The organism is Streptomyces meridianus, from assembly GCF_023703325.1.
Lineage (GTDB): Bacteria > Actinomycetota > Actinomycetes > Streptomycetales > Streptomycetaceae > Streptomyces > Streptomyces meridianus.
This window is the reverse complement of record NZ_JAMQGM010000024.1, coordinates 11,753-23,842: the sequence shown is the minus strand read 5'-3', so window position 1 is coordinate 23,842 and position 12,090 is coordinate 11,753. Positions and strand designations below refer to the sequence as shown.

8 protein-coding genes are annotated in these 12,090 nt (G+C 72.2%); 5 read left to right on the top strand and 3 right to left on the bottom strand.

The window, feature by feature from the left end; all coding sequences use genetic code 11:
• Positions 1 to 3: 3 nt before the first annotated feature.
• Positions 4 to 816, bottom strand: a complete 813-nt coding sequence (locus M1E25_RS11630; RefSeq protein WP_251413722.1) for an ABC transporter ATP-binding protein — start codon at positions 814 to 816, stop codon at positions 4 to 6.
• Between the two features lie 10 nt (positions 817 to 826).
• On the opposite strand from M1E25_RS11630, the gene M1E25_RS11625 reads away from it, so the two are divergent.
• The 3 genes from M1E25_RS11625 to M1E25_RS11615 all read left to right on the top strand — a co-directional run bounded on the left by M1E25_RS11625 (position 827) and on the right by M1E25_RS11615 (position 4,330).
• Positions 827 to 2,329 (top strand): sensor histidine kinase, encoded by a 1,503-nt coding sequence (locus tag M1E25_RS11625; protein ID WP_308290416.1) that lies wholly within the window; start codon positions 827 to 829, stop codon positions 2,327 to 2,329.
• A complete protein-coding gene (locus M1E25_RS11620; protein WP_251413716.1) occupies positions 2,317 to 2,961 on the top strand; it encodes a response regulator in 645 nt (214 codons plus the stop codon). Before M1E25_RS11625 ends, M1E25_RS11620 begins: the two co-directional genes overlap by 13 nt.
• 280 nt (positions 2,962 to 3,241) lie before the next feature.
• Positions 3,242 to 4,330 (top strand): MerR family transcriptional regulator, encoded by a 1,089-nt coding sequence (locus tag M1E25_RS11615; protein WP_251413849.1) that lies wholly within the window; start codon positions 3,242 to 3,244, stop codon positions 4,328 to 4,330.
• Between the two features lie 225 nt (positions 4,331 to 4,555).
• Here the strand turns inward: M1E25_RS11615 and M1E25_RS11610 are convergent, their stop codons facing one another.
• Complete coding sequence (locus M1E25_RS11610) at positions 4,556 to 7,870, bottom strand: AfsR/SARP family transcriptional regulator (RefSeq protein ID WP_251413713.1); 3,315 nt, start codon at positions 7,868 to 7,870, stop codon at positions 4,556 to 4,558.
• Positions 7,871 to 8,340: 470 nt separating this feature from the next.
• Between M1E25_RS11610 and M1E25_RS11605 the strand changes: the two genes are divergently transcribed.
• Both M1E25_RS11605 and M1E25_RS11600 read left to right on the top strand, forming a co-directional pair.
• Complete coding sequence (locus M1E25_RS11605; RefSeq protein ID WP_251413703.1) at positions 8,341 to 9,351, top strand: hypothetical protein; 1,011 nt, start codon at positions 8,341 to 8,343, stop codon at positions 9,349 to 9,351.
• Between the two features lie 88 nt (positions 9,352 to 9,439).
• Positions 9,440 to 10,012: a Uma2 family endonuclease gene (locus tag M1E25_RS11600; protein WP_251413701.1), complete on the top strand. Its 573-nt coding sequence runs from the start codon at positions 9,440 to 9,442 to the stop codon at positions 10,010 to 10,012.
• 122 nt (positions 10,013 to 10,134) lie between these two features.
• On the opposite strand, the gene M1E25_RS11595 is transcribed toward M1E25_RS11600, so the two are convergent.
• Positions 10,135 to 11,961 (bottom strand): acyl-CoA dehydrogenase, encoded by a 1,827-nt coding sequence (locus M1E25_RS11595; RefSeq protein ID WP_251413699.1) that lies wholly within the window; start codon positions 11,959 to 11,961, stop codon positions 10,135 to 10,137.
• Positions 11,962 to 12,090: the final 129 nt, after the last annotated feature.

The window sequence follows — 12,090 nt, the reverse complement described above, 5'->3', positions numbered from 1 at the left end:
GGGTCACCGGTCCCCGAGTTCGGTCATGATCCCGGCCACGGCGTGCGCGGTCGGCGCCATCAGCCGGTCGACGACGAGGCCGTCGGCGAGGAACAGCACCTCCTGGGCGTGGGCGGCGGCGAGCGGGTCGTGGGTGACCATCAGCACGGTCTGGCCGAGCTCCTCCACGAGGTCGCGCAGCAGCGTCAGCACCTGCGCACCGGTGCGGGAGTCGAGCGCCCCGGTCGGCTCGTCCGCCATGATCACGTCGGGACGGGTGATGAGGGCGCGGGCCACCGCGACCCGCTGCTGCTGGCCGCCGGACAGTTGAGCGGGACGGTGGTGCAGCCGGCCCGTGAGACCGACGCGCTCCACCACCTCGTCGAACCAGGCGGGATCGACGCGTTCGCCCGTCAGCCGCAGCGGCATGGTGATGTTGTCGCGCACGTCGAGGGCCTGGAGCAGGTTGTAGGCCTGGAAGACGAAACCGATCCGGTCCCGGCGCAGCCGGGTGAGCCGGCTCTCCCGCATCCCCGACAGGGGTGTCCCGCCCAGCCACACCTCGCCGCTGCTGGGCCGGTCGAGCCCGGCGGCGCAGTGCAGGAAGGTGCTCTTGCCCGAGCCCGAGGGCCCCATTACCGCAGTGAACGAACCCCTGGCCAGTTCTACGGAAATACCCTTGAGCGCTTGAGTCCTGTTCTCGCCCGACCCATAGTGCTTGGTCACTTCGTGCAGTGCCAGAGCACCGCTGCCGCCGGCCGGTGATTCCGTTCCCCCAGGTGTCCGGGAAGGAAAGGTCAGACGGTTCTTCACGGATCGGCCCCCGAGGAAAAGCATTTCTTGCCCGATGTCGACGGGACGTTATCACCGGATTCGGGAACGACACAACGCATACCTGGCTCCACCGGAACGGTGGAGCAGGCTCTCCACCAGGCGTTCGACCGCGGCTCCGGACGCCCTCGGGAGGCAGTTCAGAGTGGCCGGAAATGCCCCCGGATCAGGTGTTCGACCGCCGTTCGGCGGTAGTGTCCGGGGCATGGCGACAGAGGCCCGGGGGGCCCGCGCGGGCGAACGGCCCGATGCCGGGCGGAAAAGCGCGCGGAGCATTCCGGGGAAAAGAAAGCGGGACAGGCTGCTGGGCAGGCTGTGGTCCCTGCGGGCCGATATCCGGTATGTGCTGCGCGCTCTTTCCTCGGCATTCGTGTCCTGGTTTCTCGTGATCGGCCTCGCGCTGGGATCCGCGCTGTTCGTCACCGGCGCCGGAATGCCGCTGGTCTCGTTTCTCGTGAAAAAGCTCCACTGCATTTCGGAGCGGGAACTCGCCGCGAGCGCCGCACTTCTCGCCGGGAAGCGAGGCTCGACCGGAGGCCCGGGCCCGCAGCACGGCCGCCGGGACCTCGCGATGATCCGCCGCCAGGCGGGCTGGGCCGTCGTCCAGGCGCCGGCCGGGCTGCTCCTCGGCATGGTCACCCTCATCCCGTCCACGGGCGTCCTGGTCTGCGCCACGGTCCCGCTGTGGTGGTGGGCACTGCCCGACGGCCTGGCCGTGACCCCCGCCGGCTATCCCGTCGATTCCTGGCCCGCAGCCCTCGCGGCCGTCCCGTTCGGCGCCGTCTATCTGGCCCTGCTGCTCTTCCTCGTCCCACGGGCCGCGCTGCTGCACGCCCGCTGCGCGCAGCACCTGCTGACGGCCGGCGGAAAGGCCCGGCTCGCCGCCCGGCTCGAGGAGGTCACCACCTCTCGGACCGGCGCCCTCGAGGCGCACTCAGCGGAACTGCGCCGCATCGAGCGGGATTTGCACGACAGCACCCAGAACCGTCTGGTGGCGGTGCGCATGCATCTGGGCATCGTCGAGCGGCTGATGGACACGGATCCGGCCAAGGCGCGGGAGCTGATCGCCGTCGCCCAGACCGCGGCCGAGGAGGCGCTGGCCGAACTGCGCCACGTGGTCCGCAGCATCTACCCGCCAATCCTCGCCGACCGGGGCCTGGCCGGCGCGGTGTCCTCACTGGCCGCCCGTTCCCCGGTGCCCTGCACCCTGCACCTGGGCGACCTGGCCCGCGCACCGGCCGCGGTGGAGGTCGCCGCCTATCACGTCGTCGCGGAATCCCTCAGCAATGCCGCCAAACACAGCGGGGCGAAGCTGGTGAGCGTCCACCTCGGCCGCGTGGGGGCGGTGCTGCGGGTGGAGGTCGCCGACGACGGCCGCGGCGGCGCCACCGAGCACGGGGGCGGCACCGGCCTGGCCGGCATCCGCCGCCGGGTGGCGGCCTTCGACGGAACGACCCAGGTGACCAGCCCGCCGGGCGGTCCCACGACGATACGGGTGGAACTGCCATGCGAGTCCTGATAGTCGAAGACGACGCTCTGCTCCGGGAGGGGCTCGTCCTGCTGCTGCGCACCGAGGGCATCGAGGTCGTCGCGGCCGTCGACCACGCCGAGGGGCTGGCCGACCTGGTGACGGAGCACGCCCCGGACGCCGCGGTCGTCGACGTGCGGCTGCCGCCCACCCACCGGGACGAGGGGTTGCGCGCCGCCGTCGAACTGCGCCGGAAACGCCCCGGTTTCCCGGTCCTGGTGCTGTCCGCCCACGTGGAGAGCCGATACGCCACCGAACTGCTCGGCCAGGGCGCCGGGGGCGTCGGCTACCTGCTCAAGGACCGGGTGGGGGACGTCTCCGAGTTCACCGCCGCGCTGCGCCGGGTGGCCGCCGGCGGAACCGCACTCGACCCGGAGGTCATCACCCAGCTGATGAGCCGGCAGTCCGTGTTCGACCCGCTGGAAGCGCTCACCGAGCGGGAACGGGCGGTGCTCGGGCTGATGGCCGAGGGCCTGGACAACGCCGAGATCTGCGACCGGCTCGAACTGTCGGTGCCCACGGTGAGCAAGCACATCGGCAACATCTTCACCAAGTTCGGCCTGCCGCCCTCGGGTTCGGGCCACCGGCGGGTGCTGGCGGTGCTGGCCTTCCTCAATCGCTGAGCGGCCTTCGCGTCGCGACCGGGCGTCCGGGGCCGCGGACTCCGCAGGGCAGCACGGGTGAGCGGCCGCCCCACGTCGTGGTGCTCGCCCGATCCCCGGAGCGGCCGGTCCGGCACCGAGTGTCCACCGGCAGGCCGAACAGCCGGGATGCCCGCGGCCGGCCGGCAGAAGCGGCCGCAGCCGCTTCCGTTCGGCCTTCGGATCGGAGCGAAGCGTTGACCCTCACGCGGCGTCATGCCGGATAGTCGCCGGCGTGGAGGAGCACCTGAGCGTGGGACGTGTGGCGGAGCTGGCCGGTGTGACCGTCCGCACGCTGCATCACTACGACGAGATCGGCCTCGTCCACCCGTCGGCGCGGACCGCGGCCGGGTACCGGGCCTACGCGGCGGGCGACGTGGAGCGACTGCGGGAGGTACTTGCCTACCGGCGGCTGGGCTTCGGGCTGCGTGAGATCGCGGAGCTGGTCGACGACCCGGCCACCGACGCGGTCGCACACCTGCGCCGGCTGCGCGGCCTGCTGCTGGAACAGCGCGACCGTGCCGCTGCCATGGTGACCGCCATCGACAGGGAACTGGAGGCACGGTCCATGGGGATCAGGACGACACCGGAGGAGCAACTGCAAGTGTTCGGCGCACAGTTGTACGACGCCATCGGGTCTGCCTACCCGGCGACGCGACGCACCGAGCCGCGGATCGCCGCCCGGATCTGGGAGGCGCTCGGGGACGCACGGACGGTACTGAACGTCGGGGCCGGAACCGGCTCCTACGAGCCCCCCGACCGCGACGTCACCGCGGTGGAACCGTCGGCGGTCATGAGGGCGCAGCGCCCCGCGGGCGCGGCGCCGTGCGTGGCGGCCGCTGCGGAGAACCTCCCGTTCGAGGACCGGTCCTTCGACGCCGCGATGGCCTTCAGCACCGTTCACCACTGGCAGGACCCGATCGCCGGGCTGCGTGAGATGCGGCGCGTCGCCCGCCGTGTGGTGGTGTTCACCTACGACGCCAGTGGCACCGGCTGGCGTCAGCGGTTCTGGCTCACCCGCGACTACCTGCCCGAATTCGCCGATCTCCTCGTCGACTGGCCTGCGCTGGCCGACCTGACCAGCGCGATCGGGGGCCGCGCGGAGCCGGTGCTCATCCCGTGGGACTGCGCCGACGGTTTCTTCGAGGCCCACTGGCGCCGGCCCGAGGCATACCTGGACGAACACGTGCGCCGCGCGGTGTCGGTATGGACCAGGGTCGGGCCCGAGGCCGAGCAGCGGGCCGTGAACGGACTCCGCGAGGACCTTTCCTCGGGCCGGTGGGCCGAGCGCAACCGCGACCTCGTCGCCCTCGACGCGGCAGAGCTCGGCCTCCGCCTGCTCGTCGCCTGACCGTCGTGTGCGAGAGCGCCGTGAGGAACCGACCCGCCGGCCTCAGCGCATATCGCCGCGGCGACACCCGGCCCCAGGGGTCGCTCGACCCGGAGGCCCTCGCCGTACGGGCCGGGCACGGCCGGTCGGTCCGGCCCATCAGCAGCGTCCCGGCACGCCTCGGAGCAGCCGCAGCCCTGGAGCCGGTCGTGGGCGGGGCACAGGTATCCGGGCCCTCCCACTGCACTACTCGGCCCGGACGTCGCCGTCGCCGACGTCGCCATGTGATCGGCCGGACATGTCCTCGCCCAGCATCCCGTGCAGTAGCGCGAGGGCGTCCTTCTGCGTCAGCGAGGTTCCGGTCCCGTAGTGGCGCTCGAACTCCTCCTGCCCGAGCAGGCCGGTCAGTTCGCGCAGCAGCTCGCGCACCAGCGGGCTGCCGTCGTCCCGCCGCCCGCGCAGACTGGTGGCGGCGCCCAGCAGCCGGGCCGATGCCTCGGCGTCCCCCTCGCGCAGCTCCGTGGCCGCGCACAGCTCGGCGGCCGGGGCCGGCACACTCAGGTCGTTGAAGGGAGCAGCCGTCCGCAGCACGTCCCGGACCGCCGCCCGCGCCTGCTCGACGTCGCCCTCGGCGAGCGCCAGCGCGCCCAGGCCCCGCAGGATCTCGATCCGCAGGAACTCCTGGTCGAACACGGCGTCGCCGAGCTTCGCCACGGCCTGCGCGAAGTGCTCCCGCGCAGCGTCCGGCCGGCCCCGGGCGACGGCCAGCTCGCCGAGGCCGGTGGTCACCAGTACCTCGTACTCGGGCATCGGGTAGCGCACCATGTGCAGCGCCTCGCGGAAAGCTGCCCCGGCCGCGTCGAGGTCGCCGGCGCGGATCTGCTCGGTGCCCAGCCGGAGCAGTATCTGCACCAGGTCCTCCGCGGAGCCGACCTGCTGCACCGCGTCCCGTGCCTCCCGCAGGCAGGCGAGCGCGGCATCGTTGTCACCGCGCAGCGAGCGGAACTTCGACAGCATCATGGTGAGCTGTCCGGTGGACCACCGGTCCCCGAGCTCCCGGAACAGGTCCAGCGCCGCGCCCAGGTGTTCCTCGGCGACGGCTGCGTCCCCGGCGGCCTCGGCGGCGAAGCCGAGCGCCGCGACGCCGGTGGCACGTGCCCAGGGGTCGTCGTGCCGGACGGCCCGCTCGGCAGCCTCGACGAGCCCTTCGTAACCCCCCGTCATCTGGCGGCACTTGGGCTCGATGAGGGCCAGCAGTGGATAGACCTCCATGGCGTGGCAGGCCCGGGCCCGCTCGGCGGCCTCGCGCAGCGCCGCCTGCCGGTCCTCGCCGACCGGGGCGGGGAGCACCAGCCGCACGGCGGAGAACAACGCCGCCGCCTGCTCCGGGATCCGGTCGCCGAAACGCAGCAGCTCCGCGAGCCAGCCTGCGGCCTCGGTGTACCGGCCGCGCATCACCCAGTACCAGCACAGGGCCAGCCCGAAACGGACGGACGCCTCCACGTCGTCGCGCTCGACCGCGCGGCGCAGGGCGGACAGCGCGTTGTCGTGCTCGGCGTCCAGCCGGGCGATGCACTCCGGCTGGTCCGTCCCGCGCAGGCCGGCGGCGGCGCGCTCCACCAGGTCCAGGAAGTGCCGGGCGCAGGCGGCCTCGGTCCGGTCCGCCTCCCCGGCCTCCAGGAGCCGCTCCCGGCAGTACGCGCGGGCCGTCTCCGGCATCCCGTAGCGGATGGCGCCGCGGGGGCTCTCCCGCACCTGCACCAGGGACTTGTCGGTGAGCGCGGACAGCAGGTAGAGGATCTCGTCCTCGGGGACATCCGGGTCGGCGCAGACTGCCACCGCGGTCTCCGCGGACATGGTGCCCGGGACCGCCGACATCCGCCGTGCCAGGGTCCTTTCGGGCCCGCTGAGCAGGTCCCAGCTCCAGTCCATCATGGCCCGCAGGGTGCGATGGCGTGCGCTGGACGACCGGCTGCCGTCGGCGAGCAGGCGGAAGCGGTCGTCCAGGCGGCCGGCGACCTGCTCGACGGACATCGAGCGCAGCCGGGCGGCGGCCAGTTCGATGGCGAGCGGGAGTCCGTCCAACTGGCGGCATATCTCGACGACCTGGGCGGTGTTGTCCGCGTGCAGGGCGAAGTCCGGGCGGACCAGGCGGGCCCGGTCGCAGAAGAGCTGGACGGCGGTGGACCGCTCCGCCTCCTCCGGGGAGCCGGGCAGCTCCAGCGGGCCCACCCGGCACAGCACCTCGCCGGTGATGACCAGTGGTTCGCGGCTGGTGGCGAGGATCCGTAACTCCCGGCACCGGGCCAGGAGCTGCCCGGCGAACCGGGCGGTCTGGGCGATGAGGTGCTCGCAGTTGTCGAGGACGAGCAGGCCGGGCCGGGACGACAGCGCGTCCGCCAGCTGGTGGAAGGCGCTGTGCCCCGCCGGGGAGTGGTCGGGGCGGCGCGGCCCGTTCAGCCCGAGGGCCGCGGTGACGTACTCGGCGAGGTCCTGCCCGTTGCCGACCGGCGCCAGCTCGACGAAGCCGTGGAAACCGAGGGACGTCTCCTGGCTCCGGGCGGCGAACTCGGTGGCGAGCCGGGTCTTCCCGGCGCCACCGGGGCCGTAGAGGGTGGCCAGCCGTGAGGTGCCGAAGGCGGCGGTGAGGCGCTCCGATTCGGCTTCCCGGCCGACGAACCGGGTGAGCCGGGACGGGAGTCCGGGCTGCGGCCGCGGCTGTGGCTGGGGTGGGGACGCGGGCCCGGTGGCGGTCGCGGCGCCGGGTGCGGTGCCGCGTTCCGCGGGCACGCCCGTGTCCCGGCCTGCGGGGCCGACCCGGCCGCGCAGGACGTCGGTGTGCAGTTCGCGCAGTGATGCCGAGGGCACCACGCCGAGGGTCTCGTCCAGCGCGGTCCGGAGGCGTTCGTACGCGAGCAGGGCCTCGGCCTGCCGGTCCGTCGCGCACAGGGCGCGGATCAGCAGGCCGACGGGCCGCTCGCGCAAGGGGTGCGCGTCGCACAGGGTCCGCAGTTCCAGGATCGTCCGCGCCGCGTGCCCGAGCGCGAGCTCGGCCTCGGCGTTGTCCTCGGCCGCGTTGATGTGGAGTTCCTCGAGCCGGCGGGCGGCGCGGGAGGCGAAGTCGTTGGCGGCGAAGTCCATGAGGGGTGCGCCGCGCCACAGGTCCAGGCACTCGGCCAGGGTGCCGCCGGCCTCGGTGGGTGACCCGGCGCGCAACTGCCTCCGGCCCAGCGCGGCGAGGTGCTCGAAGCGGTGGGTGTCGACCTGGTCCGGATCGGCCGTCAGTTCGTAGCCGCCGGATCGGGAGACGACGGTCAGGTCCTCGACGCCGTGCCGCCGCAGCGACTGCCGGGCGCGGGAGACCAGGCGGTGGAGGGCGCCGGAGCCGTCGCCGGGCGGGTCGTCCTCCCACAGGTCGTCGATGAGCGTTCCGGTGGGGACGAGCGTCCCGGGCGAGAGGGCCAGCCGTGCGAGCAGCATGGCGACCCGTCGGCCGCCGAGGGCGACGGGCCGGCCGCTCCCGTCCCGGATCTCGAAGGACCCCAGCATCGACACACGCACGGACGCCAGTGTCTCAGCTCGGCGATCAGCGATCGGCCAAAAAGTGTCTATGGAGGGCGAGTTGGCCGGATCGGCGGTCTTGCCGCGAACGTGAACCGGTCAGGTCCGGGGGCGATCCGGTCGGTTCGGCCGGATCGTGGCCGGAACGCCCCGGGTTCCGGGGCGCGGGGCACCGGACTCGGGATCCGGGACTCTTCTGTGAGGAACGGGAGGTGGGGTTTGTTCCCGCCCACCCACCCCTTGTGCCTCGCGCGGCGTCCGCGCGTGCCCGGTGGGGCGGCGTGACCAGTTCGTATGACTAATAGTGATGATTTGACGACACATCGGAGTTTCGTTGTAGCGTGCCGCCACAAGCAACGACCCCCGCCAGGTGCTGACAACACCTGCGGGGGTCTGACCAACGAGATCGAAAGCGCGATCCGATGGCTTCTGCCGATTTTAGCGTTTCCCCGTCCTCCTCCGCCCCGGCGATGGCCAAGCCCGGCTTCGGAAAGCGGACCGTTCCCGCCGAACGCCCTTGTCGGGCGGATGACTTCGCACATCTGCCCAGGCGTGAGGCGGCGATCGCCGCCTGGATCGACCGGCTCCCCGAGGGCGCTGCGATCGGCATCAAGGCGCTCGCGACCGAACTCGATTACGGCCCCTGCGCGTTGGGAACCGCCCTGAGGCGACTGGCCGAGGCCGGGCACTTGCGCCGCTTCAAGGAGCTGGTGCCGGGCGGCCACTGGGTGACCCGGACCCACTTCTCCCGCGAGCCGCACGACGACGCCTGGTGGGCGGCCTACCACCGGGGCTGCGACATGACGCGGTGGCAGGAGACCGCCGTGACGCCCGCCGGGAGCTCCGTCCCGACGACCGCCCCCGCACCCGTCGCGCAGACCGGCGACGCCGGGCCGACCCCCGAACGCCCCACCGAGCCGCCGGGAACGACCGACACCGCCACCCCCGGGCTCGTGCGGGGCGCCGATCCAGGCCGGGCGTACACCGTCCTGGCCCGCCTCGGTGAGACCGATCCCCGGATGACGCTCTCCGCCGCCGACTGCGCAGCCCTCGACCCCCTGGCCCGTGAGTGGCTGCGCAGGGGGACGAGCGGCGCACAGATGACCGTGGCCCTGACCGCGGGCCTGCCGGAGCGGGTCCACAGCCCGCGGGCGCTCGCCGAGAACCGGCTGACCGCGAAGATGCCACCGCTGCTCCCGTCGCCGGCCCCAGCAGCGGGCGAGGCGCCGGCCCGCGCCGCGCTGCTGTCGATGGAGTGCACGGTGTGCCGCGCGCCGGGATCACCGTCGGCGCTCCCCGGCGGACTCTGCCGCGACTGCCGCGAGCAGGCCGCCGGAAGATCACCGGCACCGGTCGACGCCCCCGAGGTCGAACGCGTCAGACGCCACGCAGCCACGGTCCGCGCCGGGCTGCGGAGCGGCCGGACGGCGGTGCGTGGCCCCGTCCCCGACCGGCGTGAGGCCCGCAGGGCCGATGCCTGACCATCCCGGAGCGTGATTCCGGTGGCGCAGCAGGACATCGGTCCCCCGGCCGGGTCACACTGGAGGCCACCGGGAGGAGGCGGAGGACATGAGTGTCGCGTACGAGTCGCACAGCGGACCCTGGACGGTCGATGACGTCCTCGCCCTGCCCGAGGATCCCCGGCACCGGATCGAGTTGGTGGGCGGTGCGCTGCTCATGACGCCCAACCCCGGGGTGCCCCACCAGCGGGTGAGCTACCGGTTGCGGGATCTTCTTCAACGAGCGGCGGATGCCTGCGACGCCGGCGTGGAGGTGCTGGAAGCGGTCAACCTGCCGGTTCCGGACGGGCTCCTGATCCCGGACATCGTCGTCGTGAACGCCGACTTCGCGGCGGACGCCGAGGTGACCGTCGATCCGCACGAGGTGCTCGTGGTCATCGAGATCCTGTCGCCGTCGACCCGGATCACGGATCTCAAGACGAAGCCCGCGCTCTACGCCGCGGCCGGTATCGCCGCGTACTGGCGTCTGGACCTGGTACCCATGCCGCGGCTGATCGTCAGCGAACTGCACCAGGGGACGTACGCCGACCGCCTCACCGCCCTCGCGGGGGCCACCACCCGCATCGGGCGGCCGTTCCCGTTCGACCTCGACCCGGCGGACCTCGCCCGCGCGCCCCGCTGACCGGCGCCGCAGAACCCCCGGACAAGCCGAGACCCCCGATCCGGGGTGCAGCCCGGTCCGGGGGTCTGGCGGTCGGGAGGCGGTGGGCGGCCGGGGCCGCCCACCGGTTCACCGGTCGCGGATCAGAACGCGGCCTCGTCCAGCTCCATCAGGGACTGGTCGACGGTCTCGGCGATCCCGCGCTGCACGGAGACGTCCGGCAGGATGTTCTGCGCGAAGAACTTCGCGGCAGCGATCTTGCCCTGGTAGAACGCCTTGTCCTTGGCGGACGCGCTCGGCAGCTTCTCGGCCGCCACGGCGGCGCCCTTGAGCAGCAGGTAGCCGACGACGACGTCACCGGAGGACATCAGCAGGCGCGTGGTGTTGAGGCCGACCTTGTAGATCGACTTCACGTCCTGCTCGGTGCCGGCCAGGTCGGTCAGCATGGCGCCGACGATCGCCTCGAGGTCCACCGCGGCCTTGGCCAGCTGGTCGCGGGCCGGGGCGAGGTCCTCGCCGCCCGGGGCCTCCGCCAGGAACTTCTTGATCTCGTCGGACAGGCCGGTCAGCGCCTGGCCCTGGTTCCGGACGATCTTGCGGAAGAAGTAGTCCTGGCCCTGGATCGCCGTGGTGCCCTCGTAGAGGGTGTCGATCTTGGCGTCCCGGATGTACTGCTCGATCGGGTACTCCTGCAGGTAGCCGGAGCCGCCGAAGGTCTGCAGGGACTGGGCGAGCTGCTCGTAGGACCGCTCGGAGCCGTAGCCCTTGACGATCGGCAGGAGCAGGTCGTTGAGGGCGTGCAGCTCCTTGGTGTCCTCGCCGCCGGCCTCCTTGAACGCGATCGCGTCCTGGATCGAGGCGGTGTAGAGGACCAGGGAGCGCATGCCCTCGGCGTACGCCTTCTGCGTCATCAGCGAGCGGCGCACGTCCGGGTGGTGCGTGATGGTGACCTTCGGCGCGGTCTTGTCCATGAACTGCGCCAGGTCCGGGCCCTGCACGCGCTCGGTGGCGTACTCGAGGGCGTTGAGATAGCCGGTGGAGAGGGTGGCGATGGCCTTCGTGCCGACCATCATCCGGGCGAACTCGATGATCATGAACATCTGGCGGATGCCGTCGTGCTTGTCACCGATCAGCCAGCCCTTGGCGGGGTGGCGGTCGCCGAACGTCATCTCGCACGTGTTGGACGCCTTGAGGCCCATCTTGTGCTCGACGTTGGTGGCGTACACGCCGTTGCGCTCGCCCAGTTCGCCGGTCTCGAAGTCGAACTCGTACTTCGGGACCATGAACAGCGACAGGCCCTTGGTGCCCGGTCCGGCGCCCTCGGGGCGGGCCAGCACGTAGTGGATGATGTTCTCGGCCATGTCGTGCTCACCCGAGGTGATGAAGCGCTTCACGCCCTCGATGTGCCAGGAGCCGTCCTCCTGCTGCACGGCCTTGGTGCGGCCGGCGCCGACGTCCGAACCGGCGTCCGGCTCGGTGAGGACCATGGTCGAGCCCCACTGCTTGTCGACCGCGAGCTGCGCGATGTGCTTCTGCGTCTCGTTGCCCTCGGTGTGCAGGATGCCGGCGAACGCCGGGCCGGAGGCGTACATCCAGATCGCCGGGTTGGCGCCGAGGATCAGCTCCGCGTAGGACCAGATCAGGGTGGACGGCGCGGGGGTGCCGCCGATCTCCTCCGGCAGGCCCAGACGCCAGTACTCGGAGTCCATGAAGGCCTGGAAGCTCTTCTTGAAGCTCGCCGGGATCGGCGCGGTGTTCGTCTCGGGGTCGAAGACCGGCGGGTTGCGGTCGGCGTCCGCGTAGGACGCGGCCAGGTCGTTCTCGGCGAGACGGGCGAGCTCCTCGAGCACGCTCTTCGCGGTGTCGACGTCCATCTCCGCGAACGGGCCGGTGCCGTACAGCTTGTCGCGCCCGAGGACCTCGAAGAGGTTGAACTCGATGTCGCGGAGATTCGACTTGTAGTGCCCCATGGCGACGGCTCCGTAAGACTCGGAAGACAGGGTCCGGTAGTGCGTACCAATCGGTAATCTCCATGATGCTACCCGTCGGTAATAAGAAGCAACCCCCTTCCCGGTCACTGTGACGGAGCTCTAGCCGGG